At 53.2% G+C, this 24,107-nt stretch carries 22 protein-coding genes; 6 read left to right on the forward strand and 16 right to left on the reverse strand.

Annotated features, from left to right (window positions below):
- Window positions 1-18 precede the first annotated feature (18 nt).
- Both MHI24_RS06935 and MHI24_RS06940 read right to left on the reverse strand, forming a co-directional pair.
- The gene (locus MHI24_RS06935; RefSeq protein WP_340026624.1) at window positions 19-1,305 is read right to left on the reverse strand and encodes a glycoside hydrolase family 125 protein; all 1,287 of its coding nucleotides are present in this window, start codon (window positions 1,303-1,305) and stop codon (window positions 19-21) included.
- A gap of 235 nt (window positions 1,306-1,540) precedes the next feature.
- On the reverse strand, window positions 1,541-2,686 hold the full coding sequence (locus MHI24_RS06940; RefSeq protein WP_340024858.1) for a GntR family transcriptional regulator: 1,146 nt from the start codon (window positions 2,684-2,686) through the stop codon (window positions 1,541-1,543).
- Between the two features lie 157 nt (window positions 2,687-2,843).
- Here MHI24_RS06940 and MHI24_RS06945 point away from each other — a divergent pair, with 157 nt between their 5' ends.
- Window positions 2,844-4,505 carry a ribonuclease J gene (locus tag MHI24_RS06945; protein WP_340024859.1) on the forward strand — a complete coding sequence of 554 codons (1,662 nt, stop codon included), beginning with the start codon at window positions 2,844-2,846 and terminating at the stop codon, window positions 4,503-4,505.
- A gap of 430 nt (window positions 4,506-4,935) precedes the next feature.
- Here MHI24_RS06945 and MHI24_RS06950 read toward each other — a convergent pair whose 3' ends face one another.
- A complete protein-coding gene (locus MHI24_RS06950) occupies window positions 4,936-6,243 on the reverse strand; it encodes an MFS transporter (protein ID WP_340024860.1) in 1,308 nt (435 codons plus the stop codon).
- A 45-nt stretch (window positions 6,244-6,288) separates the two neighbouring features.
- Window positions 6,289-6,750 carry a CBO0543 family protein gene (locus MHI24_RS06955; protein WP_340024861.1) on the reverse strand — a complete coding sequence of 154 codons (462 nt, stop codon included), beginning with the start codon at window positions 6,748-6,750 and terminating at the stop codon, window positions 6,289-6,291.
- 158 nt (window positions 6,751-6,908) lie between these two features.
- Here MHI24_RS06955 and MHI24_RS06960 point away from each other — a divergent pair, with 158 nt between their 5' ends.
- Window positions 6,909-7,430 carry a DUF3231 family protein gene (locus MHI24_RS06960; protein ID WP_340024862.1) on the forward strand — a complete coding sequence of 174 codons (522 nt, stop codon included), beginning with the start codon at window positions 6,909-6,911 and terminating at the stop codon, window positions 7,428-7,430.
- Window positions 7,431-7,495: 65 nt separating this feature from the next.
- On the opposite strand, the gene MHI24_RS06965 is transcribed toward MHI24_RS06960, so the two are convergent.
- The 4 genes from MHI24_RS06965 to MHI24_RS06980 form a co-directional block, all read right to left on the reverse strand.
- Window positions 7,496-8,284, reverse strand: a complete 789-nt coding sequence (locus tag MHI24_RS06965) for a hypothetical protein (protein ID WP_340024863.1) — start codon at window positions 8,282-8,284, stop codon at window positions 7,496-7,498.
- A gap of 128 nt (window positions 8,285-8,412) precedes the next feature.
- Complete coding sequence (locus MHI24_RS06970) at window positions 8,413-9,165, reverse strand: hypothetical protein (protein WP_340024864.1); 753 nt, start codon at window positions 9,163-9,165, stop codon at window positions 8,413-8,415.
- Complete coding sequence (locus MHI24_RS06975; protein WP_340024865.1) at window positions 9,162-10,556, reverse strand: ATP-binding protein; 1,395 nt, start codon at window positions 10,554-10,556, stop codon at window positions 9,162-9,164. Before MHI24_RS06975 ends, MHI24_RS06970 begins: the two co-directional genes overlap by 4 nt.
- Entirely contained in the window at window positions 10,553-11,212 is a 660-nt protein-coding gene (locus MHI24_RS06980; protein WP_340024866.1) for a response regulator transcription factor, read from the reverse strand. Before MHI24_RS06980 ends, MHI24_RS06975 begins: the two co-directional genes overlap by 4 nt.
- Before the next feature lie 255 nt (window positions 11,213-11,467).
- On the opposite strand from MHI24_RS06980, the gene MHI24_RS06985 reads away from it, so the two are divergent.
- Window positions 11,468-12,100 carry a LysE family transporter gene (locus tag MHI24_RS06985; RefSeq protein WP_340026625.1) on the forward strand — a complete coding sequence of 211 codons (633 nt, stop codon included), beginning with the start codon at window positions 11,468-11,470 and terminating at the stop codon, window positions 12,098-12,100.
- Here MHI24_RS06985 and MHI24_RS06990 read toward each other — a convergent pair.
- Together MHI24_RS06990 and MHI24_RS06995 are read right to left on the reverse strand one after the other, a co-directional pair.
- Window positions 12,097-13,539, reverse strand: coding sequence for an amino acid permease (locus tag MHI24_RS06990; RefSeq protein WP_340024867.1), 1,443 nt, complete (start codon window positions 13,537-13,539; stop codon window positions 12,097-12,099). The genes MHI24_RS06985 and MHI24_RS06990 overlap by 4 nt on opposite strands.
- Window positions 13,540-13,615: 76 nt before the next feature.
- On the reverse strand, window positions 13,616-14,548 hold the full coding sequence (locus tag MHI24_RS06995) for an NAD(P)-dependent oxidoreductase (RefSeq protein ID WP_340024868.1): 933 nt from the start codon (window positions 14,546-14,548) through the stop codon (window positions 13,616-13,618).
- 222 nt (window positions 14,549-14,770) lie between these two features.
- Between MHI24_RS06995 and MHI24_RS07000 the strand changes: the two genes are divergently transcribed.
- The 3 genes from MHI24_RS07000 to dmpG are packed head-to-tail and all read left to right on the forward strand — an operon-like array spanning window position 14,771 to window position 18,440.
- A complete protein-coding gene (locus MHI24_RS07000; RefSeq protein ID WP_340024869.1) occupies window positions 14,771-16,540 on the forward strand; it encodes a thiamine pyrophosphate-binding protein in 1,770 nt (589 codons plus the stop codon).
- 5 nt (window positions 16,541-16,545) lie between these two features.
- Complete coding sequence (locus MHI24_RS07005) at window positions 16,546-17,436, forward strand: acetaldehyde dehydrogenase (acetylating) (protein WP_340024870.1); 891 nt, start codon at window positions 16,546-16,548, stop codon at window positions 17,434-17,436.
- A gap of 2 nt (window positions 17,437-17,438) precedes the next feature.
- Window positions 17,439-18,440 carry a 4-hydroxy-2-oxovalerate aldolase gene (gene dmpG / locus MHI24_RS07010; protein ID WP_340024871.1) on the forward strand — a complete coding sequence of 334 codons (1,002 nt, stop codon included), beginning with the start codon at window positions 17,439-17,441 and terminating at the stop codon, window positions 18,438-18,440.
- Window positions 18,441-18,503: 63 nt separating this feature from the next.
- Here the strand turns inward: dmpG and MHI24_RS07015 are convergent, their stop codons facing one another.
- The 6 genes from MHI24_RS07015 to MHI24_RS07040 all read right to left on the reverse strand — a co-directional run bounded on the left by MHI24_RS07015 (window position 18,504) and on the right by MHI24_RS07040 (window position 24,097).
- Window positions 18,504-19,634, reverse strand: coding sequence for a glycosyltransferase family 2 protein (locus MHI24_RS07015; RefSeq protein ID WP_340024872.1), 1,131 nt, complete (start codon window positions 19,632-19,634; stop codon window positions 18,504-18,506).
- 97 nt (window positions 19,635-19,731) lie between these two features.
- Entirely contained in the window at window positions 19,732-20,247 is a 516-nt protein-coding gene (locus MHI24_RS07020; protein WP_340024874.1) for a hypothetical protein, read from the reverse strand.
- Entirely contained in the window at window positions 20,244-20,615 is a 372-nt protein-coding gene (locus tag MHI24_RS07025) for a hypothetical protein (protein WP_340024875.1), read from the reverse strand. Before MHI24_RS07025 ends, MHI24_RS07020 begins: the two co-directional genes overlap by 4 nt.
- A 606-nt stretch (window positions 20,616-21,221) precedes the next feature.
- Window positions 21,222-22,097: a glucose-1-phosphate thymidylyltransferase RfbA gene (rfbA, locus tag MHI24_RS07030; RefSeq protein WP_340024876.1), complete on the reverse strand. Its 876-nt coding sequence runs from the start codon at window positions 22,095-22,097 to the stop codon at window positions 21,222-21,224.
- A gap of 103 nt (window positions 22,098-22,200) precedes the next feature.
- On the reverse strand, window positions 22,201-22,767 hold the full coding sequence (locus tag MHI24_RS07035) for a hypothetical protein (RefSeq protein ID WP_340024877.1): 567 nt from the start codon (window positions 22,765-22,767) through the stop codon (window positions 22,201-22,203).
- 70 nt (window positions 22,768-22,837) lie between these two features.
- The gene (locus MHI24_RS07040) at window positions 22,838-24,097 is read right to left on the reverse strand and encodes a hypothetical protein (protein WP_340024879.1); all 1,260 of its coding nucleotides are present in this window, start codon (window positions 24,095-24,097) and stop codon (window positions 22,838-22,840) included.
- Window positions 24,098-24,107: the final 10 nt, after the last annotated feature.

The following is a 24,107-nucleotide window of genomic DNA, read 5'->3' on the forward strand; positions in this document are numbered from 1 at the left end:
CCGTTTCAGCGAGGAATTCTACTTCACTACCCGCAATCCGCAAACATCCATAATCAGCTCACTGAACAGCATATTCGACCAGGAGAACCATGGACGGGTGAAGGCTGTAGCATCATCGACGGAGAAGCCTTCATGCGTCAGGCCTGTTCCACCATCTGTGTCCTGGATCAATTGCAGTAAGCGTTCCTTCTCACAGCGCTCCGGCGACGTAAGTCCTTGCATCGACAAGGCGATGTGCCAGATATACCCTTCCGGGGTATGTGGGCTGCCAATGCCTTCAGCGATCTGTCCTTTATAGTAATAAGGATTGTCCTCGCTAAGGATGAATCTCCGGGTATTGCGGTACACCTCGTCATTCTCGTCGGTGTAGCCGAGGTAAGGCAAGGACAGGAGGCTTGGCACATTGGCATCATCCATCAGATTATAGTGGCCCAGCCCATCCGTCTCATAAGCATAGATTCTCCCGTAGACCGGATGATTATAGATGCCATGCTCCTGAATCCCCTGGTTGATCTCCTGGCCCAGCTTCTGGGCAGCGGCCGCAAGCTCCTGATCCCCGTAGATCTCTTGGGCGATCTCTTCAAGATAGCGCAGGACTACCACCGCGAACATATTGGACGGCACCAGATAGCCATACTCACAGCAATCATCGCTTGGCCGGAAGCCCGACCAGGTCATCCCGGTGTAAGCCGTCTCACTGCCCTTGCCCTCCCGGGTCAAGGTATCCGTGAGCGGTGCATCCAGCCGCTGGAACGTATAGGGCGACTCCGTCTCATGATGCTGCTCCACTCTCCACAGCTTGATAATTTCAAGCGCGGCCTTGCGGAAGGCCTCATCAAACTGCGTGACGCAGCCGCTGTTCTTCCAGAGCAGATAGCTGAGCTGGATCGGATATGCCAGCGAATCAATCTCATACTTGCGCTCCCAGATCCACGGATTCATAGCGGTAAGATCCGATTGGTGGCCGTGGCCGTTCGCCTCCTCATTGAAGGCATTGGCATACGGATCGAGCAGAACATAGTTCATCTGCCGCTTCACCAGCCCCGCGATCATCGCTTCCATGTTCGGGTCCTCTGCAGCAAGCAGCAGATACGGACGAACCTGGGCAGCGGAATCACGCAGCCACATAGCTGGTATATCACCTGTTATAACGAAGGTGGTGCCATCCGCTTTCTGCGAAATAGTCGTGCCAATAGTATTGATAATGCAGTCCTCAAACATCTTGGCCAGCTTGGAAGAGTCTGGCAGCTGTCCCTTTACTTTGCCGATCAAATCATGTACAGACTTGGGAATTTCATTCTGCAGCTTCAAGAGTGTATGTTGCACCTCCAAATGGTATATATCATGATTTCAAACGCTTTCATCATAGTAAACAAATAATATTAATATGTCAATATATTATTGGTATATTTATAGAATAGTATGTTCTATTGGTATATTAATAATGTTCGATTGGATGGTGAACGCAGCAAAAAAGCCTTCGTAACGAAGGCTCATTTCATTTCGATTATGATTAAAGCTGTCTGTCGCAGTAAGCTCATTACTTGCGGACCTGCGCGGTAGACCGGCCTGTCACTAATACCGCCGGCAGAAGAATGCGGGTAATCGGCTGTTCATTCCCTTGCATGGTAAGCACATTCTCGAACGCCTGTTTGCCGATGCTGAACTGATTCTGCCGCATATGCGTAATCCGGCAGCCCTCATGCGGCTCGGGACTGTCGAAGCAGATGACCGATAAGTCCTCCGGAATCCGCAAGCCCAGCCGGCCGGCCGCCTCCTCCACCAGCAGCGCGATGTTATATTCGGCAGCGAACAGGGCGGTTATCTGGGGATGCTGGCGGAGATGCTCGACCAGCCTGTCCACATCCTCTATGCGGGCCTGCGGGTCAAACACATTCGGCATCGTAGAGGTGATCGTCTCCATCCATAATTCACGGTTCACCAGTAAGTTCTGCTCCACATGGGCTTCGATAATTCCTTCAATGCGTTCCTCAATAGCCGTTGTATTCGCCGGGGGCGGCGCCAGGAATCCGATATGGCGATGTCCCAGCCCGAACAGATAGCGGGTGGCCTCCTTGGCCGCTTGAATATTGTCGGTGCTCACAGAGGAAGCCGGAATTCCCTTCAAGTACCTGTCAATCATCACGAACGGGAACTTCTGAATCACCAGCTTCAGGATCTCCGCACTGAAATATTCACCTTGTGCCGGGAAAATAATCAGCCCGTCTACACCGAGTCCCAGCAATTGCTGTATCGCCTTCTCCTCCAGCTCCGGAATCCCGAAGGACCGCCGGACGACGAGGAAGGCGTCATGGTCACGCGAGGCCTCTTCCATCCCGTAGATCAGCTCGGTTCCATACATATCACTGAAATGGGTAATCACCAGTCCGATAATCCGTTTCTTGCCGGTTGTCCGCACCGTCTGCGGAAGTTCAAACGGTTTCATAACTAAGGAATTCGCATCCGCTACGAATGATCCCCTGCCCGGCTGGCGGACAATCAGATGTTCATCGGCCAGCATCTTTAGTGCTTTTTTAGAGGTAATCCGGCTCACTCCGAACTCATTGCAGAGCTCTTTCTCCGAGGGCACCCGTTCCCCGGCTTTATATTCATTCTTGTTGATCCGCTCGCGCAGCGTCTGAAAAATCTTCTCGTACATCGGCATCGAGCCTGAGTCGCCCGCCATGGTCAAGCACCTCCATTACCGCTTTCTCTCGGAAAGACATAACCTAATATACCATGTTATATTAGGATTGTGAAGAAACAAGAAACTTCCCCGGTCCCGGATAGTTGGCTCCTCCTCCAAACATAATAAGAAGAACGCTACGAGGAGGTTTGTAACCATGGCAAAAGAACGTTTATGGATTGCCGCCCTGGGCGGTGTCCATGAGATAGGCAAGAATATGTACATGCTGCAATACGGGGACGATATTATCGCCATTGACTGCGGGTCCAAATTCCCTGATGAGAGCCTGCTGGGGATTGACCTGATCATTCCCGACATCGCCTACCTGCTGGACAATAAGGATAAAGTTCGGGCTCTGATTGTCACCCACGGACATGAAGACCATATCGGCGGCATTCCTTATCTGCTTAAGCAGATGAATATCCCGCTCTATGCCTCCCGTCTGACCCTCGGTCTGATCGAGACCAAGCTGAAGGAGCACGGGCTGCTGCGGGATGCCCAGCTTCACTGCATTGATGCCGATTCGGCACTGACCTTCGGTGCGGTGACGGCCACCTTCTTCCGGACCAACCACAGTATTCCGGACTGTCTGGGCGTGGTGTTCGATACGCCTGAAGGCACGGTTGTCCATACGGGAGATTTCAAATTCGATATGACCCCGGTGAACAAGCAATACCCTGATATTCACAAAATGGCTGAAATCGGCACCAGAGGCGTCCGCTTTCTGCTCTCTGAGAGTACGAATGCGGAACGGCCCGGCTTCACCCCCTCCGAGCAGCTGGTCGGCGCGCATATGGAGGAAGCCTTCAAGCACGCCGAGCGCCGGATCTTCGTCTCGACCTTCGCCTCCAACGTCCACCGGCTCCAGCAGATTGTCGATGCTGCCGGACTTACCGGGCGCAAGCTGGCCCTGCTGGGCCGGAGCATGGTCAACGTGGTCAACGTCTCCAGAGATCTGGGCTATCTCAACATCCCAGAGGGAATGCTGGTCGAGCCTGCGGAAGCCGCCAAGCTGCCGCCGGAGCAGGTTGCCGTACTATGTACGGGCAGCCAGGGTGAGCCGATGGCTGCCTTATCGCGCCTGGCCAATGCCAGCAACCGGCAGATGGAGATTCAGGCCGGGGATACGGTGCTGCTTGCAGCGAATCCAATCCCGGGCAATGAACGCAATGTATCGCGGATTGTCGATAATCTCTATATCCTCGGGGCCAAGGTCATCTATGGCTCACGCAGCGAGCTGCATGTCTCCGGCCACGGCAGTCAGGAGGAATTGAAGCTGATGCTGACCCTGATGAAGCCGGAGTATTTCATTCCGATTCACGGCGAATACCGGATGCTGCATCATCACCGGCTGCTGGCTGAAGGGGTCGGGGTGCGGGGCGACCATATTTTCCTGCTGAAGAACGGTGATCTGGTGGAATCGGCAGACGGTGTGGTCCGCCAGTCGGGCCGGATTACAGCGGGACAGATCTTCGTGGACGGGCTGGGAATCGGCGATATCGGCAATGTGGTGCTGCGGGACCGCCGCCAGCTCTCGGCTGACGGAGTGCTGATTACGGTCATTACCTTAAGCCAGGCCGACGGACGGCTGCTGAATGAGCCGGATACGATCTCCCGCGGATTCATCTATGTCCGCAATTCGGACAACCTGATGGATGAGATCAACCAGCTCGTCAAGACCACACTGCAGAAAATGAGCAGTGCCGATCTCGGCCAATGGAGCCTGATCAAGCAGACGCTGAAGGACACGCTCAGCAAATTCCTGTATGAGCGCACGAAGCGCCGTCCGATGATCCTGCCGATTATTATCGAGGTGTGAGTGAAGAAACACTACAAATTAGACTTCAGGTATGCTACTTCACTGTGCTGAACATTTGGAGTTCCAGCCGCTTCTATGCTGAGCAATGTTGCACATTTTGCAGGATTTCTTTATCCATGTTACTGGCTGGGGAGTAATGTTGCATTATTTGCACAAATTCCGGTGTTTAGAGCAAGTTAGCGCTGGATTTGTTGCAATTTGTGCAGGATTTCAGGATAGGCCATTTCTATGGGGGTAGGATGTTGCATTTGTTGCAGGATTTCTTCTCAGCTGTTACTGGCTGTGAAGCATGAGGCGCATCGCTCACCGTATTAGCACCCATTATATTCGGTATTTCGCGTAGATTTTGCCCACGCTCTTGCTGGCAGTAGATTGTATTCACTTTTCCGCATTAAGAAGGGGCGCCCCATATGGGACGCCCCTTCTTACTTTACCGCGCACGCTGCCGCAACACACCGCCCTTTTTTGCCTTGAACGGACTCCGATCCGTTTGCCCCCCGCCTTCTGAATTCTCCTTGCTCGGAGTTACGGCGAAGAAGCTCAGCAGCCCGCCCACAGCACCGACACCGGCCATCGTGCCGAACAGCGTCCAATGCCCCCGGTTCATCAGCAGCGAGACCACCGGCGGGCCCAGCGCCACCCCGATGAACCTCATACTGCTGTAGAGGGAGGTGATGGTGCCCCGGTTCTCTTTCTCGATGCCCTCCGTGATCAAGGCGTCCATGCAAGGGAGAACTACCCCGATCCCGATGCCGGCCAGGCTTAGGAGACCCACCATGAAATAGATGTTCTGGCTGAAGCCGGTGATCAGCATAGCAGCTGTCAGCAGTGCCATGCCGCCGAAGCCGAGCCATTTCATCAGCGGTTTGTTCTTGCCGATGATCTTGCCGCTCCCGTAAGAGGCCAGACAGAGCAGGGCAAGCGGGATGGCCAGCACGAAACCCTTGGAAGCCCCATGCAGATTATATCTGGACTCCAGAATCTCCGATAGATAGAACAGTACCCCGAAGGTTGCAAACATGCAGATGCCGCCGATGGCGAAGATGGCGTACAGCCAGCGGCCCCGTTCGCGGAGAATTTCCTTAATTCCGCTCAGGAATTGCCGCAGGCTCTGCTTATCGGCTTCTTCATCCTTCTTGGGCGTGCGGACAAGAAAGATCACCAGCGCGCAGGAGATTAGGCACAGCACAGGAATCGCGATGAAGGGAGCATACCACAGCAAGGTGCCCAGGTAAGCCCCCAGGATAGGACTAAGCACTTTCCCGAAGGTATTGGAGGTCTCGATGATCCCCAGCCCTTTGCTGACCTCCTTCTCATCTCTGAACAGATCGCCTACGAACGGAATGACTATCGGGAAGGCACCCGCTGCTCCAATGCCCTGGACGAAACGTCCTGCCAGGATAATCCAATAAGCCGTGCTTCCGCTGAAGAACCAGGCCGCGGCCACACATCCGGCTCCACCCAGGGCAGCCAGAATCAGGCTCGGGAGAATGACCATTTTGCGGCCGAAGCGGTCTGACAAATAGCCGGCGATGGGAATCATCAGGATGGCAATCAGGCCATAGACCGTGATGATCATACTGACCTGAAAAGCGCTCACCCCGAGCTGCTTCGAGATCTGAGGCAGAATCGGCAGCAGCATGGAGTTGCCCAGTGTCATAATGAGCGGGATGGATGCCAGCGCAATTAACGCTGCTTTTGAGCCTTTTTCCCCTTTGGACGCTTGAGACGCATTCATGGACGAACCACCTTCATTTATTTTTGCATCCTGCTTATTGTCGGTCTAACCGCTGTATTTATACCCTTGGAGCCTGCCTTTAACAATTAAATACCAGCCGAAGCACAACGAACAGGCGAGCAAATAAGACACGAAGGTCCAGCCCAGGTTCCAGCCATGATCATAGATCACTTTCCCGGCAAGCATTAGACAGAGTTCCATCAAGGTTTTGCAGATCGTAGAGATCAGGAGAAGGAGCAGCGGGTTCAGGGATGACCTCCTCACCGTATAGATGAGCAGACAGGGGATCACCGGAAATACTCCCAGATTATACGGAAGAATAGATAAGACTCCCCACCCGGTTGGCGTAACTCTCCACCACTGCATCTGGTACCCCACCTCGTTGAAGACAAAGGCGATTACAATGGCAATTGGGGCGATATGAAGGAAGACTGCGCTGTCTTTGCGGAGAAAATAACTTCCAATACACCAAGGAATAATCCATCCGAGGATTACATTCATAAGCATTTGCTCCGATGCCTCCATCCGGCTTCACATCTGCCTATTATGGCTTAAAGAGCAGCCCCTTATCCGTGTAAACAAATTCAGGGCGACGCTTTGTAATATCTCCTCCTCCTGCGGGTATGCTACTCCTTGTTCAAATCCAACTGTAAAGGAGCTTACTTATGACAGGAATTCTAGGCGGCAACCCCAAGGATGAACCGTTGCATTATGGTGAGATCTTCACCCTGTGGCAAACCTCAACGGCAGCAAAGGGCGCTTTATCCGGCTACAGAGCTCATATGTATCACGCCGGAGACAGCGATCTGAAGAAAATCATCGCAGCAATGATCGACCAGGCGGAGCTGGAGATTAGCGAATGCGACTCGCTGCTGGCTGAGCAAGGCATCGCTGCTGCTCCGGCGCTCCCGAACCGGCCAGAAGCCAAACTGGAGGATATTCCGGTCGGTGCACGGTTCACAGACCCTGAGATTGCTGCAATGATCGCAGCGAATCTGGCGGTTGGGCTGGTGGCGTGCAGCCAGGCGATGGGCCAGTCCATCCGTGAGGACATTGGCGCATTGTTCGCCAAATATCATCTGACCAAAGCAGCCATCGGCGTGAAGAACCTGCATCTGCTGAAGAAAAAAGGCTGGCTGATTCCTCCGCCGCTGCTCGTCAAGAGACCGGAGCCGGTCCACGCGTAACGCAGCAGTCCCCGGATGGATGCAAAAGACAAGGCCCGCGGTCAGCCGCGGGCCTTTGCCTTGTTTCACTGCTTATCTGCGCCATGAATCCACTGTAATTGGCTATACTCCTTCATGGGGATGCCAGATGTATTAAATACATCCTTGTCATTCACATATTTATGCTCATAAGCTACCGAATACTGCTTCTCCTGCTGTCCATTGTATTCTGCGAAGGCTTCAAGCTTCACCGGCAGGCCCAGATCTGTATCGAGCGTTGCATATTCATGAACAACCACCTTGCTGCCCTCCGGCTGCCGGTCTTCCTCCAGCATGTCCTTGCCGGAGAGCTTTACCTGTTTCGTTCCGTCCTTGGCTGTCGTAACACCTTCGTTCTTCCAGCCGGCCCGGGCGAACTCAGCCTGCCGCTCAGCGAAGGATTTCCAGGTGTCCACACGGAGAGCTTCCTCAGCCGTCAGTTTAACGAATTTCCCGCTTACCGCCTTCCCGCTCTTGTCTCTTGACACCTCTACCCATTTCGTTCCCTTCTCCTTCAGATAATGGCTGACCGGATGGATCGTGCCGTCATCTTCTTTGGCCATCATGTCGATTCTCTTGTCCTGCGTAAGCGGATCAACCCAAGTCTCTACTACAGCGTTGACGCTGCCATTGTCCAGATAGGAAATCTCCTTGGTGTATTCAATCCCCTGTTGCGTCTGCGCGGCGGCGGACCGGGGAGCGGTGATTGCTTTTTTGACAGGCTGAGCTTCGGTTACCGCGTGCATTGTCAGATCTCCTGAGGCTGCGAAGGCTCCTGTTGCAGTAACCGCCAGGGATGCCATAATCGTAGAGGCAATAAGTATTTTTTTCATCATCGTGATCTCCTTTGAGTGAATGATTCAGAAACGGCCGGCCGCCTCTGTAACCCAAGAATATCAGGCGTCTGCATCCAATACTCATCATAAGCCCATCATTTTGGCATCATTTCAGCGGTCCAGCCCCTTTAGGAGGATGAAGACAGGAGAATCGTAAACCGCTTGCCGTCATTGGCCAGGAAAAAAGAATAGGAAATACTCTGCGCACCATCGGTATACTCATAAACCGCCAAAGGTGTAACCTGTGAGTCAGGGGCTCTGGGTCTGACTAACTCACCGGCGGAAGCCTCTGCATCGGACGGTACAAGCTTTAGACCTGTATACGTCTGCCAGTGCAGATAGGCATTGCCGATATCGATGGCCAGCGCCCCTTCGTCTGAATTGATGTTCAGCTCGTATATTTGATTGGTCTCCGCATCCACTGTAAACGAAATCCGGTACGCATGAACCTGTAGCGTTATAGCATAGAACGTCACGACCCGCTCCGGGTTCGTCGTATCATAGACTGTATATGAAGTTCCCGTATATCCAGTATTGCCGAAGCCGTCTTCTATTCCCGGCAACAGTCTTGTCTCCCTCAGCTTCTCCAGTTCGGTCCGGCAATTTGCGCCAAGCTTCTCCATGTCTGCCGCGGATAATTGTGCATTCTGAACGACTACGATGTCCGGGGAACCCATACTTTTCTCATAGAGGAGATGCATCTTGTCTATCATGCTGTAGGACACATTCTGGCCGTCTGGTTGCTCTTCAAGGGTCCGGATCTGGATCTGTCCCAGCACCCGCTGATCATTAATCTTGGTGAACAGCAGCGGAAGCAGCGCAGAGCAGGCCATTAGCAAGAGTGGCACCAGATACAGGATCATCCTTCTGAAGGCGCTCATACGCCACCTCCCTTAAGCAGAATTGAGACGGAGGTTCCCTTACCGGGAGTACTGTCAAAAGCCATCTCGGCCTGATGAATGCCGATAATCTGCGAAGCGATGGTCAGTCCCAGCCCCGCACCGCCCTTGGCTCTGGACCGCGATTGATCCGCCATATAGAAGGCTTCTGTAATTCTGGACAGCTCCTTCTCCTCAATTCCTTTTCCGTTGTCTGATATAGTGATTCGGTATCCTCCGGCCTCAGCCTTGCCCGTAAACGAGATATGCCCGCTGCTCTCGATCGATTTCCTGGCATTATCCAGCAGATTGAGGCACACCGTCTTCATCAGGTCCGGTTCAATCCATAATGGCGCCTCCTCGGCAGCCATGGTCAGCCCGATCCCCTCTTGGTCCAGTATAGGGGCGATTGCTGTCTGCACGGATTCAAACAAGCGGGTGGCCGGGACTTTTTTCAGCGTAAAATGCTGCTTCTTCAGCACAATCAGCTCCATTAAGGTCAGCGACAGGGCTTCCAGTCTTCTTCCTTCCTGAACAATATGATTGGCATACCGGATCACCTGCTCCTGCTCCATATTCCTCGAACGCAGCATATCGGCGTATCCGATGATGGAAGTCATAGGTGTCTTCAGCTCATGTGCGAAGCTGGCAATGAAATTCTCCTGCCGGTGCGCCGCCTCCTCCAGCTCCCCCACCATCCGCTCCAGACTCTTCGACATATGGCTGAAGGCCTTGGAGAGCTGACCGATCTCGTCATTGCTGTTATGGAAGGACGGAAGCCGGAAATCCCCCTCTGCGATCTTCAGGGTGGCCTTGGCCAGCGTATGAATCGGCCTTGTCAGCCAATAGGCGACGAACGAGATCAGCACGAAGCTGATTCCCAGCATCCCGGCGATCAGGCCGTAGACAATCTGATATTGGTTCTCCCTGCTGGTGAAGATGGAGGTAATGTCGCGGTACGTCTCCAGAAAATACGTCTCCCCGCCGGATTCCAGAGAGCTGGCTACCCGGATGAAGTACTTCTGCCCGCCCGCAGGCACGACTTCATGGGCTTGGGTATTGCGTTCCAGCTTACGGAGCAGCTGATGATCCATTGCCGGCGCCCCGGTTGTATACAGGGTCTCATAATTACTGTAGCTGACCCGGAACGGTACGGTACCGCCCGAAGTGCTTACGGTAATCGACTCCAGCGCGCTTTTCATCCGGCTGTCCGGCTGCCCCCGTGCTGCACGCTTCAGAGCCTCCCGCAGAATATCGTTCTCACGGATGGAATAGCCGGTCTCCTGCTTCAAGGCCGACTGAAACAGGGTGTTGATCATGATGGTGCTGCCCAGGCTGAAGAGGAACAGCGCAATGATGCTTGTACTGAAAAAAAACTTCCAGAACAGCTTCATGGATTCACCACAAACCGGTAGCCAACCTTATAGACAGCGATGATTTTATCCTCCCAGCCCATCTTTTTGCGCATCCGCTGCACATGGAGGTCAACGGTCCGGCTGTCGCCCATATATTCGTCGCCCCATATTTTCTCATAGATCTGCTCACGGAACAGGGCGATGTTCTTGCTCCGCACGAAGAGCAGCAGCAGCTCATATTCCTTCAGGGTCAGAGGGATCGCCTCCTCTCCTCTGTTAACGGTCCTCGATAAGGTGTCGATGGTGATACCGGCGATTTCGAGGTAACGGTCACTTTTTTTGTTGCGCCTGAGCACGCTTTCGACCCGGGCCAGCAGCTCAATGATCTCAAAGGGCTTCACCAGATAATCATCCGCTCCCAGCCTAAGCCCCTTCACCCTGTCCTCCACGCCCGCTCTTGCAGTAATGAAGATCACGGGAATATCCCGGGGCTGGATATACTCCAGCAGCTCATACCCGTTAATGACAGGCAGCATAATATCCAGCAGAATCAAGTCGAAGCTGCCGGTCTCAATCAGCCCGGCCGCCGCAGCTCCGTCATAGGCACAGATACAGTGGTACCCGGCATCGGTCAGATTGATCCGGATCAGCTCGGAGATATTCTGCTCGTCTTCCACAATAAGAATAGTAATCATATATATCGTTCCCCCAACGCCGCAGAATAAATATAGTTATACTTCAGAATTGTATCATAGTTGCATCATGATGCAGCCGCATCCCCCCACAAAGTGAGGCTTTGGCTTCGATGATGACTCAGGTACTTTGCGGGGACCCCAAAACATATTTAACAAAAAGCCCGCGATTCTTCGCGGGCCTTCTTCAGGTCTGGTTGTCCTATTCTTCCCTCCTGCGGAATAAGCTTTCTATATAGAATAAAGGAGGAGGACATCATTAACATTTTCATAGGTTATATGGTGCTGGGGTTATCCCTGTCTGCACCCATAGGCCCGATTAATGCTGCCCAATTGGACAATGGGCTGCGCGGAGGGTTCATGCCGGCCTGGGCAGTGGGCCTCGGGGCGATCAGCGCCGATATCATCTACATGCTGCTGGTCTATCTGGGGATGATTCATCTGCTGGATGCCCCGTTCGTCAAGGCCTTCCTGTGGCTGTTCGGCTTCTTCGTGCTGGTCTATACCGGCATCGAGAGCATCATGCACTCTGGGAAAATCACGGCAGCAGAAACGAGGGGCAACGGGGTCTCCCTGTCCAAATCCTTCGTATCGGGCTTCCTGATGTCGCTGTTCAACCCCTTGTCCATCCTGTTCTGGCTGGGCATCTACGGCTCGATTTTAGCCAGAGCAGTCAACGAATACCCGATGCAGCAGCTCCTGATCTACAGCGGAGCCATTGTCCTCGGCATCCTGCTCTGGGATGTGACCATGGCAGCAGCCTCCAGCATGTTCCGCAAATTCCTGACTTCGCGGGTGCTGAAGGCCATCTCCGTCCTGTCCGGCCTGTCGCTGGTCGGCTTCGGCTTCTATTTCGGGATTCAGGCCGCCCGGCTGCTCTTCTTCCATTAGATTTTGTTCTTCCGCAGCCGGATGCCCTTAATCCGGAAGCCCGGCCCTCCCTGCAAGGAATGGAAGCTTCCTGTATGCGCTTCCGCGCTCTGCTCCTTGTCTGCTGCCTCCTGCCCGTGCTTCCTGCGGTAACGCTGGAGTATCCAGTCACTCAGCGCAATCAGGGCTATAATCAAGAGGCTGATGTAGAAGCCCGGGCGGCTAAGCTTATGGAACAGGGTGCCGGTAACTGCAGCCAGAATCAGCACCAGTCCGCTCCACCGCTTCACGCCGCTCAGCAGGCTCCCCTTTAGCAGCTTGCCCGAGGAGAGCAGGATGAACGCCCAGTTATAGAGAATCATCAGCCCGGCGGCGGTGGTGACGTATTCATAGACTTTTCCCGGCAGAAGCAGGGCCATAATTACCGTACTCGTCAGACCGCCCGCAATCAGGCACAACGCCAGCAGCGGATACTTGTCCTTCCACTTCCTGGAGAACACCTTGGGCGCATCCCCCTCCTGGGCCAGCGTAATCATCATCGAGGTAATCGCATACAGCGACGCCGTCATCGTGGAGAACCCGGCAATGATCAGCACGCCGTTGAACATATGGGGCACGAAGGCCAGATGATCGCTGCGCAGGGCCAGCACAAACGGACTCTCCTTCGGGTTAAAAGCGCTAAGCGGAACCATAATCACCGCCAGTCCAATGGACAAGATGTATACCGTTCCCAGCCCTAGCAGCATCACCTTCCCCGCCTTCGGCGCTTCCTCCGGCTTCTGCAGCCGGTAAGACATAATCCCCAGCACCTCAATCCCGCCATAGGCATAGAACGCGAAGATGAAGGCGGACCATAACCCGATGCCCCCTGACGGGAACAACGCCTTGTAGCTCATTGGCACCTTCGGGGTGAACTTGCCGCCGCCAATCCAGCCTGCCAGCAGCATGACCGCAATCACCAGGAACATAAGAATAGCCGCCACCTTGATGACGGCCAGCACGTTCTCCACCCGGTCGAAGCCCTTGTTGCCGAAGAATACAATCCCCAGCGCGACCACCGCATACCCCGCTGCAAATATCCACAACGGTACGCCTGGGAACCAGAACCGCGAGAAGATCGCCAGCGCAGTAAGCTGGCTGCCCATGATGAGCAGCTCCGAGAACCAGTACAGCCAGCCGCTGCCGAAGCCCGCCCAGTCCCCGAAGGCCTGCTTGGCATAAGAGCGGAAGGAGCCTTGCTCCGGCTGCGCCGCCGTCATCCGGGCCAGAGCATCAAAGACCGCATACGTTCCCGCCGCCGCGAGCAGATACACCAGCAGCACCGCTGGCCCGCCAATCGAGATAGCCAGACCCGAGCCGAGGAAATACCCGGTACCGATCGTCCCCGCAATGCCGAGCAGGCTGAGCTGCCACCACTTCAGTTTCTTGTCTTTGCCCTTCGATCCAGAAGTCTGCTTCATGAACTCCGTCCTTATCTTGTCAGAATTAGAGAGGTCTCTCAGGGTTATGATTCCCTGAGGGCGGGGATTCATGAATTTAAATTCGGGACAGATGGTCATAGCCGGTTTGTATGCTCTGCAACGAGGTGTAGTGTGGTTGGTAGCCTATAAGGGAAGCCCGGTCGTTAAGGGAATAGTAGTTATTTTTGGAGCCTGTAATAGAGTTATAGGAGGAGTTATCCTGTATTTCATACTTCAGACCATGGTAATCTGCGAAGTAGTCCAGAATCTCAAACTTCGTCGCAGGCTTCAGCGAATACACATCATAGGCTTTATTCCCGACATCTTCCTGCATACACAGCTTGATCAGCTGAACGAAATCCCAGGGATGCACATAATCTCGGATGATGTTGTCCGCTGAAGTGCGCAGAATCTCTCCCTTCTTCAGGTGATGAATAATATCCGTCAGCAAATAACGGGAGTCCAAATCAATGAACGCGCTAAAAAAGCCGAAGATCCGTAAGTCCACAATACGGTGCTGGCTCAGACTTCTGTGTTTAGCCTCCATATTCAGCTTGGTAATCCCGTAAAATTCCTGAGTGGACAGATGATTGGGATCAAGCTTGAGCCACTTCCCGTCTGTGGCAGGCTGATCAAATTCAGACCCGTACACCGCCCCGCTGCTCAGATTGATGTATACAGCAGCCGGATTCTTGTGGAAGTAGTCCAGGATCAAATTGTCGTATCGCTCTGTAACCTGAAAGACCTGAAACGGATACTCCATCAGATCATGCGGGTCGCCAATCCCCACTCCGTTAATCATCACATCATAATCCGCCGCATGGGCAAATTCATTGTATTCACAGAGCCAGATATGCTCCTGAAGCTGGTTCTCCGCCAGGAAAAGCGCCATCCTGTCTCTGGACCGTGAGAATAAATACAACTCATACTCCTGCGCCGCTGCAAGACCGACAATCAGATTTTTGGCGATATGACCTGTGGCTCCCAGGATGGCAATTTTTATTTTCATCCCGTTCAGATCCCCCTTTCCGATTCAGTTTATGTTCATTCAATAACCAAGATATTCGCAGACAGGCCAATTTATACAATATGTCGGACCGGCAAGTCCGGTAAATATTCAGGATGAAGTGAATCTTATGGACCTATTCCTGAAAAATCCGCATATAAATAAGCTTATCAAGTGAAGCAGGCAGGTTGGGGATAGCTATGTTTCAGGAAGGAGGAGACATGAATGAGAATGAGAGTAGCGGATTATATCACGCACTCTTTATATGATGAAGGCGGAGAGACCGTGTTTCTGGTCACCGGTGGCATGATTATGCATCTGACCGACGCGCTGTACCAGCATGGCAAACAGGAATATGTCTGCTGCCATCATGAGCAAGCTGCCGCCATGGCGGCTGAAGCCTACGGCAGGATGACCGGTAAGCTTGGCGTCGCCTATGTTACCGCAGGGCCCGGAGCGCTAAATACCATTACAGGTGTAACAGGAGCTTATGTCGATTCTTCTCCGATGGTTGTTGTCGGGGGGAACTCTAAGGTTGCACTTGCCCAGGTGAAAGGACCACGCCAATTTGCCCTGCAAGGCTTCGATTCTCTGGATATTTTCCGCCAGATTACCAAATATGCAGTCAGACTTGAGGACATCTCGCAAGTCCGTTATGAAGTGGAGAAATGTATCTATCTGGCCAAGAACGGCCGGGTAGGTCCGGTCTATCTGGAAGTGCCGGTGGATCTCCAAGGCGCAGCCTTTGACCCGAATGACTTCCCGGGATTCATAGAACCACCCGCCATGGTGCCTGAGATCACAGATGCTGAGCTGGACCAGGTACTCGCTGCGCTGAAGCGCAGTAAGCGGCCCTGCCTGCTGGCAGGTGCTGGCGTCCGGCATGGAGATGCGGTAGAAGCGATGCATCAATTCGCCCAAGCAACCGGGATTCCTGTGCTGACCTCCCGGCTGGGAATGGACCTGATAGACCATGAGCATCCCCTGTTCGTCGGCCGTCCCGGCACGTACGGTGACCGCCCGGCGAATTTCACCGTGCAGAATTGTGATCTTCTGCTGACCGTGGGCTGCCGGCTGGGCATCGGACTGGTTGGTTATGATTTTGCCGATTTTGCCAAGAATGCGTTCAAGATCCATGTTGATATTGATGCCAGAGAATTGAATAAGCCCTCGGTCGTTCCAGACATCCCGGTGCAGGGAGATGCCCGCGATTTCTTCAGAAGGCTCACTGCGTTATGGAATGGAGAAGCCTCCTATACCGGGTGGGTCCGGCAGACACAATACTGGAAGCAGCGTTATCCTGTTGACTTGCCTGAATATGACAATGACAGCAGCGGCATTAATTCATACCGGTTCATGACCCGGTTCTCGGAGCTTGCACCGGAGGATGGCTTGTTCGTTGTGGACACCGGCTCCTGCTTCCATGTCCATGCCCAGGCCTTCAAGGTCAAATCCGGGCAACGGCACATTATTACTGGCGGGCTATCCACAATGGGTTACACACCTGGAGCCATAGGCGCATCGGTAGCCGCAGGCTGTAGAGAGGTCTTCTGCATTACAGGCGACGGTTCATTTCAGATGAACTTACAGGAGCTGCAGACCATTCGTCATCATCAGTTGCCTGTGAAGTTCATTCTGTTCAATAATGGCGGCTATCTGCTGATCCGGCATACTCAGTCTAACTTCATGGGTGGACGTTACCTGGGGGAAGGACCTGATTCCGGGGTAAGCTTCGTTCCATTTGAACGGATGGCCGAGACGTTTGACTTCGGCTATCTGAGAATCTCGCAGCTTGACGAACTGGATGATCAGCTTAACAAGCTTTTCCGCCTTCCGGGGCCATTGATCTGCGAGATTATGACTCCAACCGATCAACTGCTCATTCCCCGGGTGTCCTCCCGCCAGTTGGAGGACGGAACGATGATATCTACAGCTTATGATGATATGTTCCCTTTTCTCCCGAGGGATGAATACCAATCTAATTGCTTGGAGTGACTGCCATGCGCACGAATCAACTGAAGGTTGCCATTCTGGGAAGCGGCAATATCGGTACCGACCTGCTAATCAAAGTTCTGCGCTCCGAATACCTGACCTGCACCCTTTTCACAGGGAGAAACCCGGATTCTAGAGGACTCCAGGTTGCCAGGGAGCTTGGTGTGCAAACATCCTATCGGAGTATTGATGCCATTCTGGACAATCCCGATTGCTGCGACATTGTGATCGATGCTACCTCCGCTGCTGCCCATATCCGCCATTATCCCTTGCTCAAGGCATTGGGCAAGTTCGTAATAGATATGACACCCTCTCAACTAGGCACATCGTGTATTCCGGCTGTGAACCTACAGGAGAGTCTCCATAGTAATAATGTAAATATGATTACCTGCGGCGGGCAGGCTTCTGTGCCGCTGGCCTATGCCATTGCCCAATCCCAGCAGGAAGTTTCGTATATAGAAGTCGTATCCAGCATTGCCTCCCTGAGCGCAGGGCCTGCCACAAGAATCAATCTCGATGAATATATTGAATCTACAGAGGATGCTCTCCGCAGCTATACCGGCTGCACACGGACCAAAGCTATTCTTAATCTGAACCCCGCTATTCCCAGTATTGACATGCAGACCACACTCTTCGCCGTTGTCCCTGAACCCAACATGGATAATATTACCAGGTCAGTAGAGGAAATGGTCACTCGCATCCAGCATTATGTCCCCGGCTATCAGCTCATTGTACCTCCGGTCATAGAGAATGGCCGAATCGCCATGATGGTCAAGGTACAGGGGCTCGGCGACTTCCTCCCTACCCATGCTGGAAATCTGGATATTATCAATTGCGCGGCGATTGCCCTGGCAGAAGAATATGCCAGACGCTCGCTTGCTGTGCGCCAAGGAGGTTGACCATGCATCCACTTATCATTAGCGATCCTACATTAAGAGACGGCTCTCATGCTGTGAAGCACCAGTTGACCCGGGAGAATCTGGAGCTCTATTCACAGATGGCGGAGAAGGCAGGACTGGCCGTGCTGGAGGTGGGACATGGTAACGGTCTCGGCGCCTCCTCTCTTCAGCTTGGTGAAAGCCTGCTGTCGGATGCAGAGATGCTGTCTATTTGCCGAAGCAATCTCCGGCGTACCCTATTGTCTATCCATGTTATCCCGGGCTTTGCTACGATTAACCGGGATTTGCAGGCTGCACTGGGGCTGGGCGTCGATATCGTGCGTGTTGCCTCCCATTGTACGGAGGCTGACCTGACGAAACGTCATATCGAATATGTGCGCAATCAGGGCCGAACAGCCTACGGTGTTCTTATGATGTCACATATGGCACCCGCTGAGGTCTTGGGCATCGAAGCTCTAAAGATGCAGAGCTACGGTGCCCAGGCGGTCATTCTGATGGATTCGGCAGGGGCATATCTTCCGGGGGATGTGACTGCGAAGATTCAATACTTACGCAGCATTCTGGATATTCCTGTCGGCTTCCATGCGCATAACAATCTTGGCCTCGCCATCGGCAATTCGCTTGCGGCTGCTGAGGCTGGGGCAACCATACTTGACGGTACAGCACGCGGATTCGGGGCCGGGGCTGGCAATGCCCAACTGGAAGCACTGGTGGCGGCACTGCATCATTCCGGCTGGGATACGGGAATCGAACTGTATGCCTTGCTTGAGCTAGCCGAACAAGCGGAGCTTGCCTTCGCCAAGGCTCCCAAGCTCGGCAGCATGAGTATTGTCAGCGGCATGGCCGGAGTGTTCTCAGGCTTCGTGAAGCCGGTGGAACGGATTGCCAAGGAATACCATGTCGATCCCAAAGCGGTTATGGTCGAGCTCGGACGCCGCAAGGTTGTGGCCGGGCAAGAGGACCTGATTCTTGAGGCGGCGCTAACCCTGTCACAGCAATCCTGACATATCCAGAATTCATATATAAAGAAGCAGGCAACTGTAATCTTCCAGCCGCCTGCTTCTTTATTATTCTTTCCCTTGGCGCTTCTCTTCAAGCACCTGCTGTAATTCGCTTCTTTTGCCCAGCAAGACCTGATTCCCCGGCAGGTAAGCCAAGGCCTGCTCATTATGCCGGTAAGCCTGCTGCCATTCTCCGGCGGCGGCGAAGCAGCGGCTGACCAGGACATGGGGCAGCCAGGTGTAACAGGCCTGGGAGACCGGTCGTTCTCCCGGAGGTACAGTCTGCCGGTCGATTGCCTGTAGATACCAGTAGATTGCACTCTCCCACTCCCGGCGTTCCTCGAAGAATCCGGCTATAGCGCAGCAGACATCTGCCTGGGGCAACCCGAAGCCAAAAGAGCGGAAGAGACTATTCAGCCTGAGCTCCGCTTCACCTAGCTCCCGGTAGCATTCTGACAACCGCAGACAACTTGTAATCCTCTCCTCCTTGCAGCGGCTAGGCTCGCGTATTACCTGTTCATAGGAAGCAGCAGCAGCTTGATAATCCCGGGCATCGAAGCAATCATTCGCATAGTGGATGAGCAGCCTTCCTTCAGCCTTGCCTTCCTCAGCGATCCAGCGCTTTAGAATCTGCAGATTGCGTTCCGTATGAACAGCGGACGGACGATGGTCAATGCAGATGTCCGTGTTCATAGGGGAGCTTGCTCCAATAACCAACTCTTCATGGACCCGTCCCTGCCAGCGGAAAAGCCCGCGCCTAACAACACGGGGACGGCGCTCCGGATACACCGGCACAGCAGCGGGAGCAGCTTGTGAAGACTGCGGAGATAGGCGGGTCCGCAACCAGATCACTTCTACCCCCTCTTGCTCCTGTGCAAGCTGCTGCTTCAGCCGGGCCAGCTTCACAGCTTCCGGCGCGGTCAGTAGCTCATCCGCATCCATCCAGATGACATAAGGCATCGTCGCCTGCTCGTAGGAATAGTTGCGGGCGGCTGCGAAATCCTCATCCCACGGATACGCAAATACCTTCTCCGTATACCAGCCTGCCACTGTAACTGTCCTATCTGTTGATCCTGTATCCACAATAATAATCTCATCCATCAGGTCTCTGACCGAATCCAGACAACGTCCTAAGACAGTTTCTTCATTCTTCACAATCATACACAGACTGAACAGACCCTGCTGTTCTGCTTCCATCACTTACGCCTCCTGAGAATGATCCGATATACTTAAAGAAGCCATCCCGTGAAGGATGGCCTTAAACTGCTTATAAGTGAAGCCGATCCTTCGAGGATCAGGTTAATCTGTGAACAGACCATACTACGCCAGAAGTTGTAGCACCTAAATCCACATCAACCGCCAAACCATTAGACTGATAGATCAGACTGATCACATCACCTGCTGCAAGCTCCACCTCACCGGCCAAGGTGACTGTACCACTTCTAAGGGGTGCTCTGAGGGTCGTTCCTCCAACATTCACATCCAATACTGGCAGCAATCCCGTAACCAGATTTGTAACTGGAGCGGGTGTTGTTCTTTGTACCACTAAAGACGGATTCACATCCGGGCCTAATGCTGTGACGATCGCTGCGGTAAAGGCAAAGTTGACAGTAGCTTCAACCGAATATCTGCCTGCTTCTGGAACAGTATATTCACCCAAAGCCTGGTCGAATGCCGCATTACCGTAATAAGGCGCTGTTTCTTCCCAACCAGTAAATGTAGCTGTGGTTCCAGTCACCAGGGTAGGCAAGAATACAGAGAAGCCTTCAGTTGCCAAAATGGGACCCGTCGTTCCTGTGACTCCTGTCATTCCTGTAAGCCCTGTAACTCCTGTAAGCCCCGTAACTCCCGTAACTCCCGTAAGCCCTGTAACTCCTGTAACTCCTGTAACTCCTGTAACTCCTGTAAGCCCAGTATCACCCCGGTCTCCTCCTCCGGGACCTGTGGTTCCTTGAGGTCCTTGGAATCCTGTAGTCCCTGTAGGTCCTGGGGCTCCTGTAGTCCCTGTAGGTCCTGTAGATCCTGTGGCTCCTGTTGCTCCCGAATCTCCTCCCCCTGGCCCGGTCGCTCCTGTAGGTCCTGCCGGCCCTCTCTCTCCTGCAGGCCCTCTTTCTCCTGCAGGGCCTGTAGGTCCCGCAGGTCCTGTTGCTCCGCCACCACCGCCACCTTTGTCTGCACCCAACAATTCTTCCGATACTAACCGGTGTGCGGTTACCAATTGTCCCGATGCATTCTTGCCCCATAACGAGATCTGCACCGGCTCAACTTCCTCCGATGAATCCGGTGAGGTAATAAATGTGAATTCATAAGCATTGACGTCAGCATAGTAATTCTTCGTAATGACTTGATTCGCTGCAACGTTGAGCAATTCGCTTACGTACATTACTCTCGTTCCGCCAGTCAATTGATAACCCTGAATGGTGAGTGAGTAAGCCGAAGTCTCGCTGCGGTTATCAATTTTGACAGTAACCTGCTGAGTAGGTCTTGCTCCATTCACAGGGTTATTCTCAATAGGTCCTGTTGATAAGAAAGCCATTACATGGTCACATCCTTACAGATTTGGATTTCATTCCAGTATGCGCCGGGAATCATGCTAAATCTGCATGATCAGCGTGATTCCCTGGTCAGCAGCATACTTAATGATTACTATAGTAGTATTCATACATAGAGGTTTGGTGTGGACTTAGTGGATGGCCTCGTCAGAATGGGCTTCATCCCCATCCGCCAAGTATCTCTGCTCTGTGAATACCACTATATGCGCCAAGTCCGGAATGTGTCCGTTGGTCAAGCCGGATTATCCTCTGCTATGCTTGACAAGTATTGCCCGTAGGCCAGCTTGCGCAGCGGCCTTGCCAGCTCCAGAAGCTGCTCCCTCGAGATGTACCCTTTATTGAAAGCAATCTCTTCAATGCACGCCACGTACAGCCCTTGCCGCTTCTGGACCGTCTCCACCAGATTGGCAGCCTCCAGCAATGAATCCGGCGTCCCGGTATCCAGCCAGGCCATTCCCCGGCCGAATAACTCCACGTTCAGTTGGCCTCTGCTTAAATACTCCTGGTTAACATCCGTAATCTCGATTTCACCGCGCCGAGAAGGCTTAATATGTCTTGCAATCTCCACCACCAGCTGGTCATAGAAATACAAGCCTGGCACTGCATAATGGGAGCGGGGATACAACGGCTTCTCCTCCAGTGCAACCACTTTGCCCGTGCTGTCAAATTCTACAACGCCATAAGCAGAAGGATCTTGTACCCGGCAGCCGAAGATCGTGGCGCCCTCCTTCTGCCGGACGGCTCGCTCCAGAATAGAGCTGAAGCTCTGTCCATAGAAGATGTTGTCGCCCAGAATCATGCACACCTGATCTGCTCCAATGAATTCTTCTCCGATCAGGAACGCCTCGGCAAGTCCGCGCGGCTGCTCCTGCACTGCATATTGGAAGGACAGGCCAAGCTGCCCGCCGTTGCCGAGAAGATCCTGGAACAGCCGGATGTCTCTCCCGGTGGAGATAATCAGGATATCCCGGATGCCTGCCAGCATTAAGACAGACAGAGGATAATAAATCATCGGCTTGTCATATACCGGCAGAATCTGCTTGGAGATCGACTTCGTCAGCGGATGCAGTCTCGTCCCCGAGCCGCCCGCCAGAATAATTCCCTTCATCCGTCCAGCCTCCCAGTTCTAATCATTTCTGAAGACAATCCCCGCGGTTTCAGGAACCACAAGGATTGATCTAAGCACTTCTTGTGCAGCGGGTATCCTCGCTTTATTTACTTTGCAGTTTGTAGGCTCCGTTGGTGAGGGAATAGAACAGCGGCTGATTCTCAGCTTCAGGCGGAAGGTCAAAGGTGCGGACAGTAAGGTCATTCACGCTTACCGTGTATATATGTCTGGTTCCAATCACGACCACATAATGGCTGTCCCTCGTGAATTTGATTCCACCCTGAAACTTGTAAGCCGTCATGGGGACGGTTCGTAAGGTCTTATAGCTGGTCGAAGAGTCAGGGCCCTGAATGCATATCCACTGTTCATCTGGGGATAGCACCATGGAAAATTGATCGGGTACACCACTATAGATTTTTTGCCCAGTGCTATTTAACAAAACGATATTATATGACTTGTCGAGGTATACCCAGACCAATATATAAGAATCACCATTGCTTAATTGAAGTAAACCGGTAGATATACTATCTAGCCTAGAATAAGAGTAAATACCAAAATCCTCAATATTAGCAACATAGTAGTATACACTTTCATTATTGAAGACGTATCTGCTGTCGGGAGACACCGCCGAGAAGAGAACATGCGAATTCAGGGCCAGCGGTTCGCTCATATGCTTGTTCAGCAAGTCATAGACCAGGACCTGTGGACTTGATCCATCCGGGATGAAGAGATACCTCTGATCAGGTGTTAATAACAGTTCCGCTTCCCACAACCTCTGCAGCCAAATAGCGTTGCCTGACGATTATCCCAGCACCAGTAGCATTCGGTACATCAACATCAGGATTGAACTGCACCTGAATATCATAGACTCCCGATCCAGATCCGGGGGTATGCATCAGGTTGAACGAGAATGGAAAAGTGCGGGTGAATAATAAATTATTGGAGTCCGCTTGTTGGAGAATTGTCCGGAAGTCAAATCTGCGGATCACCTCGCTGTTGTAGCGAACATAAATATAAAGAGCGAGTTGTGCGACTACATCACCCGGGAAATTGTAATCAGAGAAGCCGAGATATCCCTGTAGCTGTACGTGTTGTCCTGCCTTAGTCGTCAAAGCGTCCAGATAGGTAACAGTAACAGTTGGTGTATTATAAAAAGAAATATGATCTATACCGCCAAAATAATAATACAAGGGAGGGGGAACAGGCTCACCTGTAGCTCCAGTTGCACCTGTAGCTCCTGCCGGACCCGCCGGGCCTTTACCGCCAGTTCCTGTTGGTCCCTGCGCGCCCTCTGGACCCTCAGGACCCTGCGGGCCTTGCGATCCCTTCACACTGTACCCTGTCGTGCCTGTTACCGCTATGCCGGTGGCACCCGTTGGGCCGATTCCGGTGTTTCCCGTCATCCCGGTCGGACCCGTCGGACCATGGCCTGCTGCGCCAGTGACAATGGCGGGAGGCCCAGGTTCACCTGTCTCTCCTGTCGGACCGGTCGATCCGTAGCCTGTCGCCCCCGTCATACCCTTCTTACCGGAACCGCCGCCATCGCCCAACCGACCCTGGGTCCCCGTTGTTCCTGTCGGTCCGGTTGGTCCGGTCAGTCCTGCCGCAGTTCTACCTGTATTCACAGAAGCAATCCCTGCCACAGCTCTGCCTATAGAGGGATGGGCCTTGACATTAATATAGCTGACTATCCGGGCCCGGATCGTGTAGGCATACGTTCCCGGATATGCCGGATGGTTGACCGTCACCTGTATTGTTCTGACGGTCTCCTCCGCTCCGGTATGGGACAGTGTAACCAATTGAGTCTGCAATACATTGCCGGAGAGCATTGTTTCCAATTCTACCCGCAGTAAGGATGGACCGGAAGTGACTCCCTGGAAAACGACAGGGATCTGGAACGTGACATACGCCTGGGACTGCACTGCGACAATCTCAAGCGTCTCCGCCAGGTGAACAGCCGGTCCTGCCGTCCCCAAGGGAAGAGTGGTTAAATTCGACATAATTTCACCG

This window comes from Paenibacillus sp. FSL K6-1096 (genome assembly GCF_037977055.1).
In the GTDB taxonomy this organism is placed as follows: Bacteria; Bacillota; Bacilli; order Paenibacillales; family Paenibacillaceae; genus Paenibacillus_AQ.

Coding starts and splice junctions, on each gene's coding strand:
- MHI24_RS06975 (WP_340024865.1), bottom strand. CDS start 10,556: ATGAAGCTGTTCTGGAAGTTTTTTTTCAGTACAAGCATCATTGCGCTG.
- MHI24_RS06995 (WP_340024868.1), bottom strand. CDS start 14,548: ATGAAAATAAAAATTGCCATCCTGGGAGCCACAGGTCATATCGCCAAA.
- MHI24_RS06945 (WP_340024859.1), top strand. CDS start 2,844: ATGGCAAAAGAACGTTTATGGATTGCCGCCCTGGGCGGTGTCCATGAG.
- MHI24_RS06970 (WP_340024864.1), bottom strand. CDS start 9,165: ATGAGCGCCTTCAGAAGGATGATCCTGTATCTGGTGCCACTCTTGCTA.
- MHI24_RS06965 (WP_340024863.1), bottom strand. CDS start 8,284: ATGATGAAAAAAATACTTATTGCCTCTACGATTATGGCATCCCTGGCG.
- MHI24_RS07015 (WP_340024872.1), bottom strand. CDS start 19,634: ATGGAAGCAGAACAGCAGGGTCTGTTCAGTCTGTGTATGATTGTGAAG.
- MHI24_RS07035 (WP_340024877.1), bottom strand. CDS start 22,767: ATGAGCGAACCGCTGGCCCTGAATTCGCATGTTCTCTTCTCGGCGGTG.
- MHI24_RS06950 (WP_340024860.1), bottom strand. CDS start 6,243: ATGAATGCGTCTCAAGCGTCCAAAGGGGAAAAAGGCTCAAAAGCAGCG.
- MHI24_RS07000 (WP_340024869.1), top strand. CDS start 14,771: ATGAGAATGAGAGTAGCGGATTATATCACGCACTCTTTATATGATGAA.
- MHI24_RS06955 (WP_340024861.1), bottom strand. CDS start 6,750: ATGCTTATGAATGTAATCCTCGGATGGATTATTCCTTGGTGTATTGGA.
- MHI24_RS07020 (WP_340024874.1), bottom strand. CDS start 20,247: ATGACAGGAGTCACAGGAACGACGGGTCCCATTTTGGCAACTGAAGGC.
- MHI24_RS06990 (WP_340024867.1), bottom strand. CDS start 13,539: ATGAAGCAGACTTCTGGATCGAAGGGCAAAGACAAGAAACTGAAGTGG.
- MHI24_RS06960 (WP_340024862.1), top strand. CDS start 6,909: ATGACAGGAATTCTAGGCGGCAACCCCAAGGATGAACCGTTGCATTAT.
- MHI24_RS07005 (WP_340024870.1), top strand. CDS start 16,546: ATGCGCACGAATCAACTGAAGGTTGCCATTCTGGGAAGCGGCAATATC.
- MHI24_RS06940 (WP_340024858.1), bottom strand. CDS start 2,686: ATGGCGGGCGACTCAGGCTCGATGCCGATGTACGAGAAGATTTTTCAG.
- MHI24_RS07040 (WP_340024879.1), bottom strand. CDS start 24,097: ATGTCGAATTTAACCACTCTTCCCTTGGGGACGGCAGGACCGGCTGTT.
- rfbA (WP_340024876.1), bottom strand. CDS start 22,097: ATGAAGGGAATTATTCTGGCGGGCGGCTCGGGGACGAGACTGCATCCG.
- MHI24_RS06980 (WP_340024866.1), bottom strand. CDS start 11,212: ATGATTACTATTCTTATTGTGGAAGACGAGCAGAATATCTCCGAGCTG.
- dmpG (WP_340024871.1), top strand. CDS start 17,439: ATGCATCCACTTATCATTAGCGATCCTACATTAAGAGACGGCTCTCAT.